22 protein-coding genes are annotated in these 21,528 nt (G+C 39.3%); 18 read left to right on the top strand and 4 right to left on the bottom strand.

All coding sequences use genetic code 11. The annotated features are described in order from the left end of the window. Nucleotides 1-4: 4 nt before the first annotated feature. Complete coding sequence (locus EXS92_RS02695; RefSeq protein ID WP_000539097.1) at nt 5-301, top strand: hypothetical protein; 297 nt, start codon at nt 5-7, stop codon at nt 299-301. A gap of 136 nt (nt 302-437) precedes the next feature. Further along, nucleotides 438-1,091 carry a tetratricopeptide repeat protein gene (locus EXS92_RS02690; RefSeq protein ID WP_165515464.1) on the top strand — a complete coding sequence of 218 codons (654 nt, stop codon included), beginning with the start codon at nt 438-440 and terminating at the stop codon, nt 1,089-1,091. 38 nt (nt 1,092-1,129) lie between these two features. Here EXS92_RS02690 and EXS92_RS02685 read toward each other — a convergent pair whose 3' ends face one another. Further along, nucleotides 1,130-1,993: a 3'-5' exonuclease gene (locus EXS92_RS02685; protein WP_165515463.1), complete on the bottom strand. Its 864-nt coding sequence runs from the start codon at nt 1,991-1,993 to the stop codon at nt 1,130-1,132. Beyond that, nucleotides 1,971-2,624 (bottom strand): ribulose-phosphate 3-epimerase, encoded by a 654-nt coding sequence (rpe, locus tag EXS92_RS02680; RefSeq protein ID WP_077232572.1) that lies wholly within the window; start codon nt 2,622-2,624, stop codon nt 1,971-1,973. Before rpe ends, EXS92_RS02685 begins: the two co-directional genes overlap by 23 nt. Nucleotides 2,625-2,694: 70 nt before the next feature. Here rpe and EXS92_RS02675 point away from each other — a divergent pair, with 70 nt between their 5' ends. From EXS92_RS02675 to EXS92_RS02660, 4 genes are read left to right on the top strand one after another with little or no spacing between them, the layout of a single operon-like run. Further along, entirely contained in the window at nt 2,695-3,567 is an 873-nt protein-coding gene (locus EXS92_RS02675; protein WP_165515462.1) for a class 1 fructose-bisphosphatase, read from the top strand. Further along, nucleotides 3,567-3,770, top strand: coding sequence for a hypothetical protein (locus EXS92_RS02670; RefSeq protein ID WP_001900028.1), 204 nt, complete (start codon nt 3,567-3,569; stop codon nt 3,768-3,770). Before EXS92_RS02675 ends, EXS92_RS02670 begins: the two co-directional genes overlap by 1 nt. Nucleotides 3,771-3,782: 12 nt before the next feature. Next, on the top strand, nt 3,783-4,679 hold the full coding sequence (locus tag EXS92_RS02665) for an SAM-dependent methyltransferase (protein ID WP_165515461.1): 897 nt from the start codon (nt 3,783-3,785) through the stop codon (nt 4,677-4,679). Next, nucleotides 4,672-5,403, top strand: coding sequence for a type II restriction endonuclease (locus EXS92_RS02660; protein ID WP_165515460.1), 732 nt, complete (start codon nt 4,672-4,674; stop codon nt 5,401-5,403). Before EXS92_RS02665 ends, EXS92_RS02660 begins: the two co-directional genes overlap by 8 nt. 144 nt (nt 5,404-5,547) lie before the next feature. On the opposite strand, the gene tsf is transcribed toward EXS92_RS02660, so the two are convergent. Both tsf and rpsB read right to left on the bottom strand, forming a co-directional pair. Continuing rightward, on the bottom strand, nt 5,548-6,615 hold the full coding sequence (tsf, locus tag EXS92_RS02655) for a translation elongation factor Ts (RefSeq protein ID WP_165515459.1): 1,068 nt from the start codon (nt 6,613-6,615) through the stop codon (nt 5,548-5,550). Beyond that, nucleotides 6,615-7,409 carry a 30S ribosomal protein S2 gene (gene rpsB, locus EXS92_RS02650; protein ID WP_000258276.1) on the bottom strand — a complete coding sequence of 265 codons (795 nt, stop codon included), beginning with the start codon at nt 7,407-7,409 and terminating at the stop codon, nt 6,615-6,617. The genes tsf and rpsB overlap by 1 nt, the downstream gene beginning before the upstream one ends. A gap of 250 nt (nt 7,410-7,659) precedes the next feature. Here rpsB and EXS92_RS02645 point away from each other — a divergent pair, with 250 nt between their 5' ends. The 12 genes from EXS92_RS02645 to EXS92_RS02590 are packed head-to-tail and all read left to right on the top strand — an operon-like array spanning nt 7,660 to nt 21,525. Further along, nucleotides 7,660-10,548 (top strand): RecB-like helicase, encoded by a 2,889-nt coding sequence (locus EXS92_RS02645; protein ID WP_165515458.1) that lies wholly within the window; start codon nt 7,660-7,662, stop codon nt 10,546-10,548. A 23-nt stretch (nt 10,549-10,571) separates the two neighbouring features. Beyond that, complete coding sequence (nhaA, locus tag EXS92_RS02640; protein ID WP_165515457.1) at nt 10,572-11,888, top strand: sodium/proton antiporter NhaA; 1,317 nt, start codon at nt 10,572-10,574, stop codon at nt 11,886-11,888. Nucleotides 11,889-11,935: 47 nt separating this feature from the next. Next, nucleotides 11,936-12,319, top strand: a complete 384-nt coding sequence (gene yajC / locus EXS92_RS02635; protein WP_000529766.1) for a preprotein translocase subunit YajC — start codon at nt 11,936-11,938, stop codon at nt 12,317-12,319. Beyond that, on the top strand, nt 12,316-13,893 hold the full coding sequence (secD, locus tag EXS92_RS02630) for a protein translocase subunit SecD (RefSeq protein WP_165515456.1): 1,578 nt from the start codon (nt 12,316-12,318) through the stop codon (nt 13,891-13,893). Before yajC ends, secD begins: the two co-directional genes overlap by 4 nt. An 8-nt stretch (nt 13,894-13,901) precedes the next feature. Continuing rightward, nucleotides 13,902-14,873 (top strand): protein translocase subunit SecF, encoded by a 972-nt coding sequence (gene secF / locus EXS92_RS02625; protein ID WP_078248898.1) that lies wholly within the window; start codon nt 13,902-13,904, stop codon nt 14,871-14,873. Between the two features lie 9 nt (nt 14,874-14,882). Continuing rightward, a complete protein-coding gene (locus EXS92_RS02620; RefSeq protein WP_000383774.1) occupies nt 14,883-15,221 on the top strand; it encodes a DUF6394 family protein in 339 nt (112 codons plus the stop codon). A 10-nt stretch (nt 15,222-15,231) separates the two neighbouring features. Further along, complete coding sequence (leuS, locus tag EXS92_RS02615) at nt 15,232-17,652, top strand: leucine--tRNA ligase (protein WP_165515455.1); 2,421 nt, start codon at nt 15,232-15,234, stop codon at nt 17,650-17,652. After that, nucleotides 17,649-18,161, top strand: a complete 513-nt coding sequence (gene lptE, locus EXS92_RS02610) for an LPS assembly lipoprotein LptE (RefSeq protein WP_001264907.1) — start codon at nt 17,649-17,651, stop codon at nt 18,159-18,161. The genes leuS and lptE overlap by 4 nt, the downstream gene beginning before the upstream one ends. Continuing rightward, nucleotides 18,151-19,326 (top strand): folylpolyglutamate synthase/dihydrofolate synthase family protein, encoded by a 1,176-nt coding sequence (locus EXS92_RS02605; protein ID WP_165515454.1) that lies wholly within the window; start codon nt 18,151-18,153, stop codon nt 19,324-19,326. Before lptE ends, EXS92_RS02605 begins: the two co-directional genes overlap by 11 nt. Next, nucleotides 19,326-20,252 (top strand): M23B family cell shape-determining DD-metalloendopeptidase Csd2, encoded by a 927-nt coding sequence (csd2, locus tag EXS92_RS02600; RefSeq protein ID WP_165515453.1) that lies wholly within the window; start codon nt 19,326-19,328, stop codon nt 20,250-20,252. Before EXS92_RS02605 ends, csd2 begins: the two co-directional genes overlap by 1 nt. Nucleotides 20,253-20,260: 8 nt before the next feature. After that, nucleotides 20,261-21,196, top strand: a complete 936-nt coding sequence (gene csd1 / locus EXS92_RS02595; protein WP_165515452.1) for a peptidoglycan DD-metalloendopeptidase Csd1 — start codon at nt 20,261-20,263, stop codon at nt 21,194-21,196. Then, a complete protein-coding gene (locus tag EXS92_RS02590) occupies nt 21,115-21,525 on the top strand; it encodes a bactofilin family protein (protein WP_033704949.1) in 411 nt (136 codons plus the stop codon). The genes csd1 and EXS92_RS02590 overlap by 82 nt, the downstream gene beginning before the upstream one ends. Nucleotides 21,526-21,528 lie beyond the last annotated feature (3 nt).

Below are 21,528 nucleotides of genomic sequence, written 5' to 3'. Positions count from 1 at the left end.
TAGCATGGGTGTTTCAGCTTTAGGCAATGTAACTTATATCAACCAAAACGCTCCTTTAAATTCTGCTATCCAACAGGGTGCAAGAAGTGATATGTTGGATTTAGCGCAAAGCTTTCAAAGTAAGCTTGAATTAGCCCAAGAAACAAGGGCGTTAGAAAACATGCAAGCCATTAGCGATAAAGACCCTAAAGAAGGCTCTAAAAACCGCTATCCAAACAGCCAAAGGGCTAAGGCGTTTGGCTTGGAAGAAGAAGAAATTGAATTGTGGCATGAAGAGCATTTGCTGGATATTGTGGGGTAGGGTGTCGCGAATAACCCCTATCCTTTCATGAGTTTAAAATAAAATAATCAAGTTCCCGTTTTTTAAACATTAAAAGATTTTAGCTATCAATATCAATTACAATAGAATCTTATATTTTAACAAAAGGGAATGCGTCATGTTAAGGGGTGTCAAAAAAGCGGTTTTTAGGGTTTTGTGTTTGGGGGCGTTGTGTTTAGGGGGGTTAATGGCAGAGTCAAACCCTAAAGAGCTTATATTTTTAGGTATAACTATTTACACGGATAAAGATTTCACTAGGGCTAAGGAATACTTTGAAAAAGCTTGCGGATTACACGATGCTGATGGTTGTGCGATCTTAAGAGAGGCTTATTCTAAAGTCATCCTAAAAGGAAGTGCAAGAGAAAGCATTGAAAAAGCTCTTGAACACACCGCTACTGCTAAAGCTTGCAAATCAAACGATGCTAAAAAATGCAAGGACTTAGCAGAGTTTTATTTTAATGCAAACGATCTTAAAAATGCTTTAGAATATTACTCTAAAGCTTGCGAATTAAATAATGGTGAAGGGTGTTCTAAATTAGGAGGAGATTATTTTCTTGGTGAAAGTGTAACGCAAGATCTTAAAAAAGCTTTTGGATATTATTCTAAAGCTTGTGAATTGAACGATGCTAAAGGGTGTTACGCTCTAGCAGCGTTTTATAATGAGGGTAAAGGCGTAGCAAAGGACGAAAAGCAAACGACAGAAAACCTTAAAAAGAGTTGCGAATTAGGGTTAAAAGAAGCATGCGATATTCTCAAAGAACAAAAACAATAAAATCCTAGCCCTATCAAGCCCCATTAAACAGCTTTCGTTTAACTGGTCGCTTTTATGATATTTAACAAACCCTTTGTCCTCTCAAAAAGAGAAAACGGCGATGGGATCTCTTGGTATTTGGATCTTGGGGGTCTTTTGATCAAGGTGTTAGCGCATTTGGAAAAATCAATCAAATCCATTGTGGTTTTGATGTAACTGGGCAAGTTTAATAGGCATATTTCAAAGAGTTTATAGCTCGCTAAAGCGTCCGCATAGGCTCTGTGGCTGACTTCTATGCCAAACCCTAAAAGCTCTTTTAAAAAGCTCAAAGAATAACGCATGGACAAAATGGCGCGTTTGGATAAATCCAAAGTGCAAAGCTTTAAATTCAATAAGGGGCAATGCAATTTTTCTACAAAATAACGCCCTAAAAAGTTGTAATCAAAATTAGCGTTGTGGGCCACAAACACGCTATTGCCTAAAAAAAGCCGCAGTTCTTGCAAAGCTTCATGCGCGCTTGGGGCGTTTAGGGTGTCTTCATAAGCGATGCCTGTAAGCTCAGCGATATAATCAGGCACGCTTTTGACTTTCACAAGGGTTTCAAAACGATTGATAATTTCCCCCCCCCTCACTTGCACGGCCCCAATTTCTAAGATCTCATGTTTTAGGGGGCAAGAGCCGGTGGTTTCTAAATCAATAAAGGAAAAAACCTCATCTTTAAGGGGGGTTTTAAGGTTTTTGAGCGTGATTAAATTTTCGCTCGTTTCTATGAAATTAAGCCCGCACGCTTTTAAATATTCCAAATTGATTTCATCATAAATAAGGCGAGAGAGCGATTTTTCTAGCATGCTTAAGCTTAAATCCTGGTGCTTTAAGCGAGCGATTAGGGCTTGAATGTCTTTATGCAAGAGATTTATTGGCATTCTGTAAGCCTTCAATAGCCAGCTTACGATCTTTGGATTTAAAAATATAACTCCCTGAAACCACCACATCCACGCCCGCTTGTTGGAGTTCAAAGATATTTTTATCATTCACGCCCCCATCCACTTCTAAAAGGCAGCTAGGGTTGTAGCGCTTAATCAATTCCTTGACTTTCAGGCATTTTTCTAGCACCAGATCTAAAAACTTCTGCCCACCAAAGCCTGGATTCACGCTCATTAAAAGCACTAGCCCCACGCTTTCTAGCAAGTATTTAACGCTCTCTTCATGCGTGTGGGGGTTTAGAACAATTCCTGGCGTGATGCCTGAATTTTTAATGAGTTGCAACACCCTGTGGGGGTGTTTTTCATTTTCTGCATGAATGCTGATGATTTGCGGTTTTAAAGGAGCGAACAATCCCACAAAAAAGCTCGCGTTTTCTACCATTAAATGCACATCTAAAGGCACTTGACTCATTTGAGTAACGTTCTCTAAAACCACAGGCCCCATCGTTAAATTAGGCACATAATGCCCATCCATCACATCCACATGCAAAAAATCAGCGTTACTCACGCTCTCTATCTCTTTGGCTAAATGCATAAAATCAGCGCTCAAAAGGCTCGGAGCTACTTTCAAAATACTTCCCTATTTCCAATGTTTTCAAGTAAAATATTAGCATCTTTAATCAAATCATAAAAGGGTTTTTATGGATTACAAACATTTTAAAGGCAAGCATGCAAACATCGTTATAGAAATCATCAGTCTTTTAGAAAAAGGGGTTAAAAAAGCCCAAGAAATTTTAGAAAAGCCGGACGCTGGGAGTTACACTAAGTTAGAAAACAGCAGTGGGGATACGCCTATTAAAGCGGATTTAGCCCTAGACAAATTTTTAGAAGAAAATTTTTTGAGTTTAGAAAACATCAAAAGCGTTTTTAGCGAAGAAAAAGAAACGCCTGTTACTAAAGAAAACGGCTCTTATTTGATCGCTTATGACCCACTAGACGGGAGTTCAGTCATGGAGGCGAATTTCTTAGTAGGCACGATTATAGGGGTTTATGAAAAGGATTATAAGGCGCAAAATCTAGTCGCAAGCCTTTATGTGGTTTTTGGGCATAAAATTGAATTAGTGGTGGCTTTAGACAAGGTTTATCGTTACGCTTTTTATCAAAACAAGTTTCATTTTATAGAAACCATTGTTTTAGAAAATAAGGGTAAGATCGTCGCTAGCGGAGGCAATCAAAAGGATTTTTCTTTGGGCTTAAAAAAGGCTTTAGAAGAGTTTTTTGCAGAAAATTACCGCTTGCGATATTCAGGATCTATGGTGGCTGATGTCCATCATGTGTTGGTTAAAAAAGGCGGAATGTTTTCCTACCCGCAAAAGAAATTGCGAAAGCTTTTTGAAGTCTTTCCTTTAGCCTTGATCATTGAAAAAGCTAAAGGGGAAGCGTTTTATTTTGATAAAGGGGTTAAAAAGCGTTTGCTAGAACAAAGCGTGGAAAGCTACCATGAAAAAAGCGAATGCTATTTAGCCAGCCCGCATGAAGCTCAGATTTTAGAAAAATATTTAAAGGGAGAATGATGCAAAATAGCGCTAAAAAATTAGAATATGAAGAGCGTTTTAATGACGCTCTTTTGAAATTACAAGCATGCCAAGAAGAAAAGCAAGTAGCGAGTTGCTTGAAATGCGAGAAGGTTTTAAAATGCGAGATCCGCAACAGCTATGTGGATGCGGCTTATGAGAGCATGAGTTTAGGCGAAGCTGGCGGGTTTGATTTCAACTAAAATGGGATTAAAATGGCTAGTAATGCTACCTTGCAAAAGAATTTAGACGCTTTTTACACCCACCCCAAAATCGCGCGATTTTGTTTGGATTTATTAAAAGATCTCACCGCTCAAAATCTAGGGCTAGACTTAAACGCATTCCATTTTTTAGAGCCAAGTGCAGGGAGTGGAAGCTTTGTTGATGCATTAAAAGAGTTAGGGATTGCTGATTGCATCGCCCTTGATATTGCCCCTAAAGCTCAAGGCATTCAAAAAAAAGATTATCTGTTGGAATTGATTGAGTTTGATAAAAAGCGTGTCATTGTTGGCAACCCTCCTTTTGGGCATAGAGGGAAATTAGCCCTAGATTTTTTAAACAAATCTTTAAACGAAGCGCCTATTGTAGCGTTTATTTTGCCCAATTTATTCAAACGCTATTCTATTCAAAAACACATTGATAAGCGTGCAAAATTGGTTTTAAACGCTGATTTAGAGAAAAACGCTTTTATTTTTAATGAACGGCCCTATGATGTGAAATGCGTTTTTCAAATCTATATGCATAAAAATATCGCCCTAAATCTTAAAGACGAACGCATCATTGCACCCCCTAAAATCCGCCATAGTGACTTTATTACTTACATTCATAACAACACACCACACACCCTAAAATATTTCAACAAAGAAAAATACCAATGGGATTTTGCGGTGGTGAGACAAGGCTTTTATGACTACAACGAAAAGATCACCAATGCAAATTTACTGATTAAAAACCGACAATATTTTTTCATCAAAGCCCATTCTAAAGAAGCTTTAAGGATTATCCATAAAATTGATTTCAACAAACTCGCTCATAAAAACACGCAAGTTTTAGGGTTTTCTACTTATGATTTTGTGGAAGAATATTGCAAATTAAAGGAAATGCATGCTTGAAAAAGTGTTCCAAGAAATTACCAATAAGAGAAAGTTTTTTGCAAGTTCTAGCACAGGGGAGCAGTTTGAAAACAAATTTAGGAATGAATTAAAAAAACACTTTAGCGAAATCAACGGCGATTTAACAGAAGGATTAAGCCATATTGAAGAAAAGCCTAATAAGGAAATCAAAACCACTTTTAACCAACTCAAAAAGCAAGTTTTAGAAAAAAATCACCCAGAAACCCTTAAAAACCCTTTTTCAAAGCTTACAAGCCATTTTTTATACCAACCTTTTGGCTCACAAAATTACCCTGATTTTTTGGTTTTTATTTTTGATGATGTGGTGGGGATTGAAATCAAGTTCTCTAAAAACGATAAGGGTGAAAAAAATCTTCAAACATCTCGCCCCATGTGGAATTCAAACCTGCCTAAACCCAATGCGATTTATGTGTATGGAGTCGCTAATGCAAACATCACTTTTTTTAAAGGCTCAGATATTTTGAGTTATGAAACCAGAGAGGTCCTGCTCAAGTATTTTGATACTTTAGATAAAGATGAAGAGAGTTTGAAAAACGCCTTAAAGGATTTAGAAAACCCTTTTGGGTTTGCCCCCTACATTAGAAAAGCTTATGAGCATAAAAAAGAATTTTCTAACCACCACCAGATTGAAAGCTTCTTTTCGCATAATCACATTTTAAGAGAACAAAATGTCTTAAAATTTTTGAAAACGCTCAATCATTAGCATATTTACCCATTTATCTATTTCTTGTAAAATACGAGTTTATTTTTAGTGCAAAGAAATTGATGATCAGTCTTATAAACGAGATTAAATAAAGAAAGTTAAAAAGTTAAAAGAAACAACCTTTAAAGGTCGTTTCCTAAAATCTCACTTCATTTGCAAAGCCACTTCTTCAGCGAAATTCTCTGCCTTTTTCTCAATGCCTTCGCCCAATTCAAAACGCACATACTCAGTGATTTTTAAATCATCATCCCATTCTTTGGAATAATCAGCGATGACTTGAGCGATAGTTTTTTTATCGTCCATGACATAGAATTGCCCTAAAAGGGTTAGGCGTTGATCAATAAGGGTATTATCAGCGATAAACCTTTCCATTTTTCCAGGAACGATTTTATCCCAGATTTTTTCAGGCTTGCCTTGCGCTTTCAATTCGTCTTCAAAGGCTTTCTTTTGATGGGCTAAAACTTCATCGCTCAATTCAATGCGACTCCCAAAAGTGGGGATGTTTTTCAAAGGTTTGCCCAAGCGTTTAGCCTCTTCATTGTCTTTTTCAATTTCAGCGATCAAGGCTAAGGTTTCTTTTTTGACAAAATCAAGGCTAAAGTCTTTGCAATCTAGCACTTGAGGCTTCATCGCTGCGGCATGCATAGCGATGTTTCGGGCCAGTTCCACCACTTTTGGAGCGTTTTTCTCATTATCGTATTTTATACCGATTAACACGCCCACTCTGGCGTTAGAATGCGCATAACCATTGACAATATGAGAGCTAGGGGCTTTTAAATGAGCGATTTTTCTCACTAAAATGTTTTCACCAATCACAGCGATTTGAGAGTGCAAATACTCTTCAAAAGGCTTGTTGTCTAACGGGCTTTTAAGCAGTTCTTCTGGGGTATGGATATTATGAGCTTTGATCGTTTCTAAAGTTTTTTTAACCAATTCCTTAAAGCCCTCATTTTTAGCCACAAAATCCGTTTCGCTATTGATTTCTACCATCATCGCGCTTTTAAAATCAGGCGCTACTTCTAAAGCGACCACGCCTTCAGCAGCGATCCTATCAGCCTTTTTAGCGGCTTTACTCAAGCCTTTTTCGCGCAAGAAATCAATGGCCTTTTGCAAATCCCCAGCCACTTCCACAAGGGCTTTTTTGCAATCCATCATGCCCGCATCGGTTAAATCCCTTAATTTTTTGACTAATTGAGCGCTAATTCCTGACATTATTCGGCTCCTTGAGTGATTTCTTTTTGGATTTCAGCGAGCATTTCTTCTTTTTCTTCATTGCTCACGAACTCTATCTCTTCGCTATTTTCATCCGCATGGACGATTTCTTCTTGCATGAGTTCTCGCCCTTCTAAAATCGCTTCGCTCATTTCTTTACAAAATAGCCTAATAGAGCGGATCGCATCGTCATTTCCAGGAATGGGGTAATCCACTAAATCAGGGTCGCAGTTAGTGTCTAAGGGGGCCACGATAGGGATATGGAGTTTCCTCGCTTCAGCGACAGCGATTTTTTCTTTAGCCACATCAATCACAAAAATCATATCAGGGATTTTTTTCATGTGGCGCACCCCGCCAAGATACTTATCCAGCTTTTCTTTTTTCCTTAAAATCATGAGCTTTTCTTTTTTAGTCAATAGATCAATTTGACCGCTATTTTCCATTTCTTCAATGATTTCTAATTTTCTCACCGATTTTCTAATGGTGCTAAAATTAGTCAGCATGCCACCAAGCCAGCGGTAATTGACATAAGGGACTTGAATGCTTTCAGCAAATTCTTTCAAAGTCTCATTGGCTTGTTTTTTAGTGCCTACAAACATGATGCTTTTGCCTTGAGCGCTCGCATCGCGCACGATATTATAAGTGTATCTAAAATAGCGCAAGGTTTTTTGCAAATCAATAATATGGATATTTTTCCTAACGCCAAAAATGAATTTTTTGGTTTTAGGGTTCCAACGCCTTGTTTGGTGTCCAAAATGCACACCGCATTCTAATAAATCTTTCATGGTTACCATGAGAATATTCTCCTTAAAGTTATTTTGGTTCTCTTCCTCCATGCTCATTTGATTCTTAAATTCTTAAGAACACCTAAATACAAGGATTAGCATGTGTGAATTTGACGCTGTCTTTGCCCTTTGATCCCTATAAATCATAGAGAAAACGACAAAACCCTATGATTATAGCAAAAGATTAAGGTTTTTTAGCTTAAGTAAAAAAGGCTTTTAGGTTATAATAAAGACAAAACAGAATTTTAGGATAGCTATCATGGATACAAAAAGACAATGCATGGCTTTAAAGGCTTCAGCAGGGAGCGGGAAGACTTTCGCTTTGAGCGTGCGGTTTTTGGCTTTATTGTTTAAAGGGGCTAATCCTAGCGAGATTTTAACGCTCACTTTCACTAAAAAAGCCACCGCCGAAATGAAAGAGCGCATTTTAGACTATTTAAAAATCTTGCAAAAAGAAAACCTTGAAAATGAAAAAGAAAAATCCCAAAATATCCTAAAAGAATTAGAAGAAAAATACCATTTAGACCCTAGCTTGGTGCGAAATAGTGCTCAAAAAATCTACCAACGCTTTTTAAACGCTGAAATCAGGATTAGCACTATTGACGCGTTTTTCCAAAGCATTTTAAGGAAATTTTGCTGGTTTGTGGGGTTGAGCGCGAATTTTGAAGTCAATGAAGACACCAAAGCGCACCAACAACAGCTTAATGAGGGTTTTTTGAGCGCTTTAAACAGCGAACAGCTTGAAGAATTGAGCGCTTTTATCGTCCAATGCTTAAGTTATGAGAGTTACACGAGCGATTCTATTTTAGAACGGCTGCGTTTTTTAAAAAACAAGCTTTATTTATTTGATTCTAACAAGCAAGGGCCTGTATTTGATGAAGAGGGTTTTTTAGAAAAACTAAGGAGCTTAAACAACCAAATTCAAAACATAGAAACAGCGTCAGATAGGGCTAAAACAGCCATTAAATGCGATGATTTTAGGGGATTTTTAAACAGCTCTTTAACCTGGCTTGAAAAAAAGAGCGAATATCAATCTTTCAAAAAACTCAAAAATGAAATCCCCACTTTAGAGAGCGAATGCGAAGAGATTGAAAACGATTTAAAACGCTATTATGAAGCCAAAGAAACCGCAATATTTAAAAAATTCCCTAAATTCATCCAACTTTATGATAACGCCACTTCTAAAATCCAAGCCCTGGATTTTGATGCGATTAAAGATAAGGTCCATGTTTTATTGAATGGTTATGAAGAAATGCCGGCGGAGTTTTTTTATTTCAGGTTGGACAGCAAAATTGCGCACATTTTGATTGATGAATTTCAAGACACGAGCTTGAACGATTATAAGATTTTAGCCCCTTTTATTGATGAGATTAAAGCCGGGATAGGACAAGCGAAATGGCACAGGAGCGTGTTTTTTGTGGGCGATGTCAAGCAGAGCATTTATGCCTTTAGGGGGAGTTTTAGCTCCTTATTTGAAAGCGTTTCTAAGGATTTTTACCACGATAATTTGGAATTCAACCACCGCAGTGCGCCTTTAATCATTAATTACGTGAATACCATTTTTAAAAAGGCTTATCAAAATTCCCCCACCGCTTATTTGGAGCAAAAATACCCTAAAGCTTCCAACAATAAACATGTTACAGAGGGCTATGTTAAAGTTTCTTTAGTGGCTGATGAAAAAGAATTGTTATTAGAACAAATCTTACAAGAAGCTCAAAACCTTTTAGATCATCGTATTGATCCTAAAGACATTACCATTTTATGCGCCACCAATAAGGACGCTTTAGAAATCAAAAATTATTTGCAAGAGTATTTGAGCGCAATTTGCCCAAGCACGGAATCTAGCGCGAGATTGTCTCAATTGGTAGAGTCTAAAATCATTAAGAACGCTTTAGAATACGCTCTAGCGGAAGAACCTTACAGGCCCTTTTATAAGCACAGCGTTTTAAAACTCGCTGGATACTTGCATGATGATGCGATCGCTTTACCTGGTTTTAACCCTAAAAAAGAGAGCGTGGCAGGCTTTGTGTGGAAAGTGATGGAGCAGTTTAAACTTTATGGAGAGCCTGCGCAAAGCTGTTTGGAATTAGCGGTTGGGTGCGAAGACGCCAATGATTTTTTAGAAAAATTAGAGGCTAAAGAGATCGCTTCTTTCAATCCAAAAGGCGCGCAGATCATGACCATTCATGGATCTAAAGGCATGCAATTCCCTTATGTGATCGTGTGCGAACGCTTGGGCAAGCCTAATTCAAGCCATGCCAATCAATTCCTTGAAGAATATGACGGCGCAGAGCTTCTTCGCCTTTATTACAGAATGAAAAATCGTGAGGTCGTGGATAAAGATTACGCTAGGGCTTTAGACAAAGAAGAAGCGGCTAAAGATCATGAAGAAATTAATGTGTATTATGTCGCATTCACTAGGGCTGAGTTAGGGCTGATTGTCGTGGCCAAAGACAAAAAAGAAAGCAAAAAAGAAAGCAAAAAAGAAAGCAAAAAAGAAAGCAAAAAAGAAAGCAAAAAAGAAAGCAAAAACAAAACAATGCACGAAAAATTGGATCTTGCGCCTTTAGAAGAGGGAGAAATTATGCCGGTTATTTCTCCTCAAAAAGAGCCTTTAATTACAAGCACTCTCATCAAGCCCCATGCCTATGGCGAGCAAGTCCAAGAGATAGAAGAAGAGCCAGATAGCGATTATGAAAAGAATAACGACCAGGAAGCGATCAATTTCGGTATCGCCTTGCACAAGGGATTAGAATACCAATACGCTTATAACATTCCTAAAAAAAGCGTTTTAGAATATTTAAACTACCATCATGGTTTTTATGGTTTGGATTACCAAGCGTTAGAAGAAAGTTTAGAGCTTTTTGAAAACGATGCAGAGATACAAGCTCTTTTTAAAAATTATATCTTAAGGGGCGAAGCGGCTTTTTTATTTGAAGGGGTTGTGTCTAGGATTGATGTTTTGTTGTGGGATAGGGGGCAAAATTTGTGTGTTTTAGATTATAAAAGCTCTCAAAATTACCAGCAAAGCCACAAGGCTCAAGTGTCTCATTACGCTGCGTTTTTAAAAACTCAAGCCCCCCATTTTAAGATACAAGCGGGCATTATTTACGCTCATAAAAGACTGCTTGAAAAATTATGGGTTTGAAAATAAAAATTTTAAGGTTGTCTATGAATCTCAAAAAAACAGAAAACGCACTCAGTGTGACGCTTAAGAACTTTATTAAAAGCGAGTCTTTTGGAGGGATTTTCCTCTTTTTAAACGCTGTTTTAGCGATGGTGGTGGCTAATTCGTTTTTAAAAGAAAGTTATTTTGCGCTATGGCACACCCCTTTTGGGTTTCAAATAGGGGATTTTTTTATCGGCTTTAGTTTGCACAACTGGATTGATGATGTTTTAATGGCGTTATTTTTTTTAATGATAGGCTTAGAGATCAAGCGAGAATTGTTGTTTGGGGAATTATCCAGTTTCAAAAAAGCTTCTTTCCCTGTGATTGCAGCCATAGGGGGCATGATAGCTCCAGGATTGATTTATTTTTTTCTTAACGCTAACACGCCTTCTCAGCATGGTTTTGGGATCCCTATGGCGACGGATATTGCGTTCGCTTTAGGCGTGATCATGCTTTTAGGCAAGAGGGTGCCAACCGCCTTAAAGGTTTTTTTAATCACTCTAGCGGTGGCTGATGACTTGGGGGCTATTGTGGTGATCGCGCTCTTTTATACCACGAATTTAAAATTCGCATGGCTTTTAGGGGCTTTAGGGGTGGTTCTGATTTTAGCCGTATTAAACCGCCTGAATATCCGATCGCTCATCCCTTACTTGCTTTTAGGGGTGTTGCTTTGGTTTTGCGTGCATCAAAGCGGTATCCATGCGACGATTGCTGCAGTGATTCTAGCTTTTATGATACCGGTGAAGATCCCTAAAGATTCTAAAAATGGAGAGCTTTTAGAATTGGGCAAGCGATACGCAGAAACGAGTTCAGGAGCGCTTTTGAGTAAAGAGCAGCAAGAAATCTTGCATTCTATTGAAGAAAAAGCGAGCACTTTACAAAGCCCCTTAGAGAGATTGGAGCATTTTCTAGCCCCCATTAGCGGGTATTTCATCATGCCCTTATTCGCGTTTGCAAACGCTGGGGTGAGCGTTGATTCTAGCATCAATTTAGAAGTGGATAAGGTGCTTTTAGGGGTTATTTTAGGGCTTTGTTTGGGCAAGCCTTTAGGGATTTTCTTAATCACTTTTATAAGCGAAAAGCTCAAAATCACCGCGCGCCCTAAAGGCATCAGCTGGTGGCATATTTTAGGGGCTGGGCTTTTAGCAGGGATTGGCTTTACCATGTCTATGTTTATTTCTAATCTGGCTTTCACAAGCGAGCATAAGGACGCTATGGAAGTGGCAAAGATTGCGATTTTACTCGGATCTTTGATTTCTGGGATCATAGGGGCTTTGTATTTATTTGCACTAGACAAAAGAGTGGCTTTAAAGAAATAGCTAAAAATGCTATAATTTGAGATTAAAACATCTTTTAAGGAAATTAAATGGGACAAATTAAAGACATTCTAACGACGCTTTTACCCCTTGTGGTGTTGTTTCTTATTTTTTATTTTTTGATTGTTCGCCCGCAACGCCAGCAGCAAAAAAAACACAAAGAAATGATAGAGGGCTTGACTAAGGGCGATAAAATCGTTACTCAAGGAGGGTTCATCGTTGAGGTGCTTAAGGCGGAAGCGAATTTTTTTAGCGTGAAACTCAATGATGACACCACCGCTAAACTTTCTAAAAACTATGTAGCGTTCAAATTAGACGAATTGGATCAATTTGGTTTGGCAGAGCCTATAGTTATCCAACAAGGCAGAGAAGAAATCTCGGCAAAATTATCTGGTACTAAAACTTTGAAACAACGCCAAATAACAACTAAATGAAACTTTTTAACCCTCGTTTAATCGTTTTTATCTTTGCGCTTCTTTTAGGGGTAGGGTTTTCTGTGCCTTCTTTACTAGAAACTAAAGGCCCTAAAATCACTTTAGGTTTGGATTTAAGGGGGGGGTTGAACATGCTTTTAGGGGTGCAAACCGATGAGGCTTTAAAAAACAAGTATTTAAGCCTAGCGTCCGCTTTAGAATACAACGCTAAAAAGCAAAATATCTTGCTTAAAGACATTAAATCCAGTTTAGAGGGGATCAGTTTTGAGCTTTTAGATGAAGATGAGGCGAAAAAATTAGACGCGCTTTTATTGGAATTGCAAGGTCATAGCCAGTTTGAAATCAAAAAAGAAGCGGAGTTTTATAGCGTGAAGCTCACCCCTTTAGAGCAAGAAGAATTGCGTAAAAACACGATTTTGCAAGTGATAGGGATCATTCGTAACCGCTTGGATCAATTTGGTTTGGCAGAGCCTGTAGTCATTCAGCAAGGTAAAGAAGAAATTTCGGTGCAATTGCCCGGCATTAAGACTTTAGAAGAAGAACGGCGCGCTAAAGACTTGATTTCTAAATCCGCTCATTTGCAGATGATGGCAGTGGATGAAGAGCACAATAAAGATGCGATGAATATGACGGATTTAGAGGCTCAAAAATTAGGCAGCGTGTTGTTGTCTGATGCGGAAATGGGGGGTAAAATCTTACTCAAAGCGATCCCTATTTTAGATGGCGAAATGCTTACAGACGCGAAAGTGGTGTATGATCAAAACAACCAGCCGGTGGTGAGCTTCACGCTTGATGCACAAGGGGCTAAGATTTTTGGGGATTTCTCAGGCGCGAATGTGGGCAAACGCATGGCGATCGTTTTAGACAATAAGGTTTATTCAGCCCCGGTGATTAGGGAGCGTATTGGTGGGGGGAGCGGGCAAATTAGCGGGAATTTTAGCGTGGCTCAAGCGAGCGATTTAGCGATCGCTTTAAGGAGTGGGGCGATGAGCGCTCCCATTCAGGTTTTAGAAAAAAGAATTATTGGTCCGAGTTTAGGGAAAGACAGCATTAAAACTTCCATTATCGCCCTCATTGGGGGCTTTATTTTAGTGATGGGCTTTATGGTGCTTTATTACTCCATGGCGGGGGTGATCGCTTGTTTGGCGTTAGTGGTCAATCTTTTTTTGATTGTGGCGGTCATGGCGATTTTTGGAGCGACGCTGACTTTACCGGGAATGGCGGGGATTGTTTTGACCGTGGGGATTGCCGTGGATGCTAATATCATTATCAATGAGCGTATTAGAGAAGTCTTAAGAGAGAATGAGGGCATCGCTAAAGCGATCCATTTAGGCTATATCAATGCGAGTAGAGCGATTTTTGATTCCAATATCACTTCCTTGATCGCTTCGGTGTTGCTATACGCTTATGGCACAGGAGCGATTAAAGGCTTTGCCCTAACCACAGGCATTGGGATTTTAGCCTCTATCATCACCGCCATTGTAGGCACGCAAGGGATTTATCAAGCCCTTTTACCTAAATTAGCCCAAACAAAAAGCCTTTACTTTTGGTTTGGCGTGAATAAAAGAGCTTAGGAGATTTTATGGAATTATTCAAACAAGTTAGAATCTTAAGCTTCATGCGTTATTCCAATTATGGGGTGATCGTTTCAGCGATCTTGGTGCTTCTGGCGTTGGGGCTTTTGTTTTTTAAAGGGTTTTCTTTAGGGATTGATTTTGCGGGGGGGAGTTTGGTGCAAGTGCGTTACGCTCAAAACGCCCCCATTAAAGAAGTGCGCGATCTTTTTGAAAAAGAAGCTCGCTTTAAAGGCGTGCAAGTGAGCGAATTTGGCTCTAAAGAAGAAATTTTAATCAAATTCCCTTTTGTGGAAACAGCCGAAAACGAAGATTTGAACGCTATCGTGGCTAACATTCTAAAACCCAGCGGCGATTTTGAAATCCGTAAATTTGACACCGTGGGTCCTAGAGTGGGGAGCGAGTTGAAAGAAAAGGGCATTTTGTCGCTGATTTTAGCGCTAATGGCGATCATGGTCTATGTGAGTTTCCGCTATGAATGGCGTTTCGCTTTAGCGAGTGTTATTGCGCTTGTACATGATGTGATTTTAGTGGCAAGCTCGGTGATCGTTTTTAAGATTGATATGAATTTGGAAGTGATTGCGGCCTTGCTCACCTTGATTGGGTATTCCATTAATGATACGATCATTATTTTTGATCGGATCAGAGAAGAAATGCTCTCTCAAAAAACCAAAAATGCCATTCAAGCCATTGATGAAGCCATTTCTAGCACGCTCACGCGCACGCTTTTAACTTCTTTAACCGTGTTTTTTGTGGTGTTGATTTTGTGCGTGTTTGGGAGTAAGATCATCATTGGCTTTTCATTGCCCATGTTAATAGGCACGATTGTAGGGACTTATAGCTCTATTTTCATCGCCCCTAAAGTAGCGTTATTGTTAGGCTTTGATATGGGTAAATACTATGAGAATGAGGCTAGAAAAATCAAAAAAGCTCAAGAGAAAGAAAAAATGCGCCGTCTGTATGAAAGCGGTCGGGTTTAAGGAGTTTCTATGGATTGGGGTCGGGTCGTTCATGTGCTGTTCAGTCTTATTTCTTTAACCACCATTGCAGGGTTTTTGTATGAGCCTAATACGGTGGTGTTGTTTGTAGCGTTAGCTTTAAACCTTATTTCTGTTACGCTCAAAATTGGGGTGTGCAAGCGTTTCGCATCAGAGCTGTTGGCCAGCTCTTTAGCCACCGTGTTGCACCTCATACCGGCGTTTGTATTTTTACAGATTTTAAACAATTTGGTTACAGCTTACATGCTCATGATTGGGGCTTTGATTAGCAACGCTTTTAGCCTCATTTTTTTATTGATTGAAAGCGTTGTAACGAGCGAAACGGATTAAGGGGTAGTTGATGGATTTTATCAATATAGAAAAAAAATGGCAAGAATTTTGGTGGAAAAATAAGAGTTTTGAACCTAAAGACGATTTTAACCTCCCTAAAAAATACATTCTAAGCATGCTGCCTTATCCTAGTGGGGAAATCCACATGGGGCATGTGCGCAATTACACCATTGGCGATGCGTTGGCGCGTTATTATCGTTTGCACCATTACAATGTGTTACACCCTATGGGGTTTGATTCTTTTGGGATGCCTGCAGAAAATGCGGCCATTAAGCATGGTATCCACCCTAAAACCTGGACTTATGAAAACATTGAAGCCATGCAAAAAGAGTTTGAAGCTTTAGGGTTTTCTTTTTCTAAAAACAGGGAATTTGCCACTTCAGATCCGGATTACACGAAATTTGAACAGCAATTTTTCATTGATTTGTGGGAAAAAGGGCTAATTTATCGCAAGAAAGCCATGCTCAATTGGTGCCCTAACGACAAAACCGTTTTAGCTAATGAGCAAGTCATTGATGGGAGGTGTTGGCGTTGCGATACGGAAGTTGTTCAAAAAGAACTCTATCAATATTATTTGAAGATCACAAACTACGCTGAAGAATTGTTAAAAGACTTAGAAACTTTAGAAAATCATTGGCCTTCTCAAGTCCTAACCATGCAAAAAAACTGGATAGGGAAATCTAGTGGGTTGCAATTTGGTTTTAAAATCGCTGATGAGTGCTTGAAAGCTTGCAACGGCATTCAAGAAATTGAAGTTTTTACCACAAGAGCGGACACCATTTATGGCGTAACTTACATCGCCATCGCCCCAGAACACCCTTTAGTAGAGCATGCCATTAAGCGAGTGAGCCAAGAAGATTCAAAGATGATTAAAGCGATTTTAAACACGACTCAAAGAGAAAGAGCCTTAGAGAAAAAAGGGGCGTTTTTAGGCATTTACGCTATCCACCCTTTAACGAAGCAAAAAATCCCTGTTTGGGTGGCTAATTTCGCCCTAGCCAATTATGGTTCTGGGGCGTTAATGGGCGTGCCAGCCTGCGATGAAAGGGATTTTGAATTCGCTAATCTTTATCATATTCCTATTAAAGTGATCACTCAAAGCCCTCAAAGTTTGCCCCACACTAAAGAAGAGGTTTTAAAAAATAGTGGGGAGTGGAGCGATCTTTCTAGCTCAGTGGCCAGAGAAAAAATCATCGCTTATTTTGAAAAAGAAAACCTCGGTAAAAGGGTGATCAACTACCGCTTGCAAGATTGGGGAGTGAGCCGTCAAAGGTATTGGGGAGCGCCTATTCCTATGATTCATTGCAAACATTGCGGGATTGTGTCTGAAACCCAACTACCGGTAACTTTACCTGAAGACATCGTGATTGATGGGGAGGGCAATCCGTTAGAAAAGCATGCGAGTTGGAAATTCACTCAATGCCCTAAATGCCACAAAGACGCTTTAAGAGAAACAGACACCATGGACACTTTCATCCAATCCAGCTGGTATTTCTTGCGCTACACCACGCCCAAAAATCAGCGTGAAAATCAAGCGTTTGATCAAAATTACTTGAAGTATTTCATGCCAGTGGACACTTATATTGGCGGCATTGAACATGCGATTTTGCACTTGTTATACGCGCGCTTTTTCACTAAGGCTTTAAGGGATTTGGGCTATCTCAATTTAGATGAGCCTTTCAAACAGCTTATCACTCAAGGCATGGTTTTAAAAGATGGCGCTAAGATGAGCAAATCTAAAGGCAATGTCGTTAGCCCTAAAGAGATACTTAAAAAATACGGGGCTGATGCTGCAAGGCTTTTTATCCTTTTTGCTGCCCCACCGGCTAAAGAATTGGAATGGAATGACAGCGCTTTAGAAGGGGCACACCGGTTTATCAAGCGCTTATACGACAAAGCGAACGCCATTAGCCCTACTACTTCTAAGCCTGAATTTAAAGGAGTGAGCCTGAATGAAGCACAAAAACTAGCCCGCAAAAAAGTCTATGAGGCGTTGAAAAAATCGCATGAAATTTTCAATAAGGCTGAAAGCGCTTACGCGTTTAACACTTTGATCGCAAGCTGCATGGAGGCTTTAAACGCTTTGAACGCGCAAACTAATGAGCGGATTTTATGCGAGGGTTATTTTGTGTTGTTGCAAATTTTAGAGCCTATTATCCCGCACACCGCATGGGAGTTGAGCGAGATGCTTTTTAAAAGAGAGAATTTCAAGCCTATAGCAATTGATGAAAGCGCTTTGATGGAAGACTTTATGACTTTAGGGCTTACCATTAATGGCAAAAGGCGTGCGGAATTGAAAGTCAATATTAACGCCAGCAAAGAAGAAATCATTGTTTTGGCTAAAAAAGAATTAGAGAAATATTTAGAAAAGGCGAGCGTTAAAAAAGAAATTTATGTGCCTAATAAGCTTGTTAATTTTGTCATCGCATGAGGGTTTTACTTTTTTTTATTGTGCTGCTTTTGTTCAAGGGTTGTGGGTATAAACCCATCGCCACTTACGCTCAAAACGCGCTTGGCGATAGCGTGTATGTAAAACTCATTGTGAATTTGCCTAACCCTGAAAACTCTGTGGAGTTTAAGGATTTGATGAATCGTTTAGTCGTGCAACGCTTCCAAAACCGCCTAGCGAGCGAAAAGGATTCAGATTCCATTATTATCATAGAAATCACGAATGTAACCGATACGAGCATCACGCAAAATAAAGAAGGTTTTACAACTTTCTATCGCGCGACCGTGTCTGTGAATTACACCTACGATAATAAAAGAGGCACGCAAAAGACTTTTCAAAATAGCGGATACTACAATTACGCCGTGAATTTGCAAGACCCCCTTAACACTTTCCAGAACCGCTATTACGCAATCAATCAGGCTGTGGAGCAAACTTTGACTAAATTTGTCGCGCAAATCGCTTATGAAGGGAAATTCAATAATGAAAAATAGTCCTTTGAATGGATTAAAGGCGTTTTTAGAAACAAAGCCTAAGGAATACCACAAGTTTGATCCTAGCCGTTTCATTCAAATTTACAAGGATTTTAAAAGCGCTTTTTTTGAGATTCAAGCGAAAGTCATTCACATTGTAGGGACGAATGGTAAGGGCAGCACAGGGCGGTTTTTGACCCTTTTATTAGCCGATCAAAATTTTAAGGTGTTGCATTTCACCTCCCCTCATGTTTTTGAATTTAGGGAGCGCTTTTTTTTGAATGGTTCTGTTGTTGAAGAAAGCGTTTTAGAAAACGCCCACCAGCAATTGCAACCGCACGCTTTCAGCAGCGCTTGCTCGTATTTTGAATACGCCACCTTACTAGCCGTCATGCTCGCTAAAGATTGCGATTATTTGGTTTTAGAAGCGGGGCTTGGGGGGGAGTTTGACAGCACGAACGCTTTAGAAAAAACCCTAAGCGTTTTCACCCCCATTGATTATGATCATAAGGAATTTTTAGGGGATAGTTTAGAAAGCATTGCGCAAACTAAATTAAAAGCGATGGGCCCTCTTAATATCATCGCTCCCCAACAAGAATTGGTTTTAAATGTGGCTCAAAAAATCGCCAAAGAAAAACACGCGCAATTGATTGTGGTTCAAAATGAAATTTCAAAAGGAGTCATGGACTATATTGAACGCCACCATTTAGCCTATTTTTTAGCGATGAATTTAGAAGTGGCTCTAAAAGCGTTTGAAACGCTTTTGCCATGCAATAAACAAGAAGTTTTAAAAAACCTAAAGCCCCTAAATTTAATCGGCCGTTGCGAGCTTTTAAGCCCTAATGTCTTAATAGATGTGGGGCATAACCCCCATAGCGCCAAAGCCTTAAAAGAAGAAATCAAACGCGTTTTTAACGCTCCAATCATTTTGATTTATAACTGCTATCAAGATAAAGACGCTTTTTTGGTGCTAGAAATTTTAAAGCCTGTCATTAAAAAGGTTTTGATTTTAGAATTGCATAATGAAAGAATTATCCAATTAGAAAAACTTAAAGGGATTTTAGAAACTTTAGGGTTAGAACACGCTTTGTTTGAAGAACTGAAAGAAAATGAAAATTATTTGGTGTATGGCTCATTTCTGGTAGCCAACGCTTTTTATAAGCGCTATCCAAAGAAGAGGGATTGATGCCACAAAACCAGCTTGTGATCACCATCATTGATGAATCAGGCTCTAAACAGCTCAAATTTTCTAAAAATTTAAAACGCAACCTCATCATTTCTGTTGTCATTCTTTTATTGATCGTGGGGCTTGGCGTAGGGTTTTTAAAATTTTTAATCGCTAAAATGGATACGATGACAAGCGAGAGGAATGCGGTTTTAAGGGATTTTAGGGATTTGTATCAAAAAAATTACACTTTGACAAAAGAGATTAAAAACAAGCGAGAAGAGCTTTTTATTGTGGGGCAAAAGATTCGCGGGTTGGAATCCTTGATTGAAATCAAAAAGGGGGCTAATGGGGGAGGGCATCTCTATGATGAAGTGGATTTAGAAAATTTGAGCTTAAATCAAAAACATTTAGCGCTCATGCTCATTCCTAATGGCATGCCCCTAAAAACTTATAGCGCTATCAAACCCACTAAAGAAAGGAACCACCCCATTAAAAAGATTAAGGGCGTTGAATCCGGGATTGATTTTATCACGCCATTAAACACGCCTGTTTATGCGAGCGCTGATGGGATTGTGGATTTTGTGAAGACTCGTTCTAATGTGGGGTATGGGAACTTGGTACGCATTGAACATGCGTTTGGTTTCAGCTCCATTTACACGCATTTAGATCATGTCAATGTGCAGCCCAAAAGCTTCATCCAAAAAGGGCAGTTGATTGGCTATAGCGGGAAGAGCGGTAATAGCGGCGGCGAAAAATTGCATTATGAAGTGCGCTTTTTGGGTAAAATTTTAGACGCAGAAAAATTTCTAACATGGGATTTGGATCATTTTCAAAGCGCTTTAGAAGAAAATAAATTTATTGAATGGAAGAATCTGTTTTGGGTTTTAGAAGACATTGTCCAGCTCCAAGAGCATGTGGATAAAGACGCGCTCATAGGCCAGTAAGGATTTTAGTGTTTTTGGATAGGCGTTTGATTGTGATGGTTACGGACTCTAAAGGGAGCCGTTACATTAATGTGCATATCTTATTCCGTCAAATTGGCTTGTATGCGCTGTTGAGCGTTGTGGGATCTTTATTGTTTTTAGGCGTTTCATTACTGGTTTTAAATAAAGAAATTAGAAATATTGAAAAGCAGCATGCCCTAATCACTAAAGAATTTGAGAAAAAAAAAGAAACGAATGAAAAACTTTCTTTGCAAATGGATGAATTTTTAGACGATTTGCAACTTTCAGGGGAGCGCATCAACGATTTAGAAGAAGTGGTGGGGGTGAATAGGCCTGAAGAAAAAGAAGAGAGTAATTTTTCCAGCCGCCTGGATGTCGCTGGGATTACCGGGCTTCAAAAAAGCTTTATCATGCGCCTTATCCCTAATGACTACCCTCTAGAATCCTATCGGCGCGTTTCAGCCGCCTTTAATAAAAGAATCCACCCTATTTTGCATGTGTTGCACAACCATACCGGGCTTGATCTAAGCACCGCTATTAACACCCCTGTGTATGCGAGTGCAAGCGGGGTAGTGGGGTTAGCGAGCAAGGGGTGGAATGGGGGGTATGGGAATTTGATTAAAGTTTTCCACCCTTTTGGTTTTAAAACCTACTACGCCCATTTGAATAAAATCATCGTAAAAACGGGCGAATTTGTCAAAAAAGGGCAGTTGATTGGGTATAGTGGTAACACAGGGATGAGCACAGGGCCGCATTTGCATTATGAAGTGCGGTTTTTAAATCAGCCCATAAACCCCATGAGTTTCACCAAATGGAACATGAAAAATTTTGAAGAAGTTTTCAATAAAGAAAGGAGCATCAGATGGCAATCTTTGATAACAATAATAAATCGGTTAATGCAAAAACAGGACCAGCGACTATCATCGCTCAAGGCACAAAAATAAAGGGGGAGCTTCATTTGGATTACCATTTGCATGTAGATGGCGAATTAGAGGGGGTGGTGCATTCTAAAAGCACGGTGGTGATCGGACAAACCGGCTCGGTAGTGGGTGAGATTTTTGCTAATAAATTAGTGGTCAATGGCAAGTTCACTGGCACGGTGGAGGCGGAAGTGGTAGAAATCATGCCTTTAGGACGCCTTGATGGTAAAGTCTCTAGCCAAGAGCTTGTGGTGGAAAGGAAAGGGATTTTGATTGGGGAGACTCGCCCTAAGAATATTCAAGGGGGGGCGTTGTTGATCAATGAGCAAGAAAAGAAAATTGAAAATAAATAGGGA

The organism is Helicobacter pylori (genome assembly GCF_011175115.1).
GTDB classification, from domain to species: Bacteria; Campylobacterota; Campylobacteria; order Campylobacterales; family Helicobacteraceae; genus Helicobacter; species Helicobacter pylori_DF.
Note: the sequence above shows the minus strand (reverse complement) of the source record. Positions and strands in the feature narration are given on the sequence as shown.

Bases quoted from the DNA above. Each gene is read 5' to 3' on its own strand.
- EXS92_RS02695 (WP_000539097.1), top strand. From the start codon at position 5: ATGGGTGTTTCAGCTTTAGGCAATGTAACTTATATCAACCAAAACGCT.
- EXS92_RS02690 (WP_165515464.1), top strand. From the start codon at position 438: ATGTTAAGGGGTGTCAAAAAAGCGGTTTTTAGGGTTTTGTGTTTGGGG.
- EXS92_RS02685 (WP_165515463.1), bottom strand. From the start codon at position 1,993: ATGCCAATAAATCTCTTGCATAAAGACATTCAAGCCCTAATCGCTCGC.
- EXS92_RS02675 (WP_165515462.1), top strand. From the start codon at position 2,695: ATGGATTACAAACATTTTAAAGGCAAGCATGCAAACATCGTTATAGAA.
- EXS92_RS02670 (WP_001900028.1), top strand. From the start codon at position 3,567: ATGCAAAATAGCGCTAAAAAATTAGAATATGAAGAGCGTTTTAATGAC.
- EXS92_RS02665 (WP_165515461.1), top strand. From the start codon at position 3,783: ATGGCTAGTAATGCTACCTTGCAAAAGAATTTAGACGCTTTTTACACC.
- EXS92_RS02660 (WP_165515460.1), top strand. From the start codon at position 4,672: ATGCTTGAAAAAGTGTTCCAAGAAATTACCAATAAGAGAAAGTTTTTT.
- tsf (WP_165515459.1), bottom strand. From the start codon at position 6,615: ATGTCAGGAATTAGCGCTCAATTAGTCAAAAAATTAAGGGATTTAACC.
- rpsB (WP_000258276.1), bottom strand. From the start codon at position 7,409: ATGGTAACCATGAAAGATTTATTAGAATGCGGTGTGCATTTTGGACAC.
- EXS92_RS02645 (WP_165515458.1), top strand. From the start codon at position 7,660: ATGGATACAAAAAGACAATGCATGGCTTTAAAGGCTTCAGCAGGGAGC.
- nhaA (WP_165515457.1), top strand. From the start codon at position 10,572: ATGAATCTCAAAAAAACAGAAAACGCACTCAGTGTGACGCTTAAGAAC.
- yajC (WP_000529766.1), top strand. From the start codon at position 11,936: ATGGGACAAATTAAAGACATTCTAACGACGCTTTTACCCCTTGTGGTG.
- secD (WP_165515456.1), top strand. From the start codon at position 12,316: ATGAAACTTTTTAACCCTCGTTTAATCGTTTTTATCTTTGCGCTTCTT.
- secF (WP_078248898.1), top strand. From the start codon at position 13,902: ATGGAATTATTCAAACAAGTTAGAATCTTAAGCTTCATGCGTTATTCC.
- EXS92_RS02620 (WP_000383774.1), top strand. From the start codon at position 14,883: ATGGATTGGGGTCGGGTCGTTCATGTGCTGTTCAGTCTTATTTCTTTA.
- leuS (WP_165515455.1), top strand. From the start codon at position 15,232: ATGGATTTTATCAATATAGAAAAAAAATGGCAAGAATTTTGGTGGAAA.
- lptE (WP_001264907.1), top strand. From the start codon at position 17,649: ATGAGGGTTTTACTTTTTTTTATTGTGCTGCTTTTGTTCAAGGGTTGT.
- EXS92_RS02605 (WP_165515454.1), top strand. From the start codon at position 18,151: ATGAAAAATAGTCCTTTGAATGGATTAAAGGCGTTTTTAGAAACAAAG.
- csd2 (WP_165515453.1), top strand. From the start codon at position 19,326: ATGCCACAAAACCAGCTTGTGATCACCATCATTGATGAATCAGGCTCT.
- EXS92_RS02590 (WP_033704949.1), top strand. From the start codon at position 21,115: ATGGCAATCTTTGATAACAATAATAAATCGGTTAATGCAAAAACAGGA.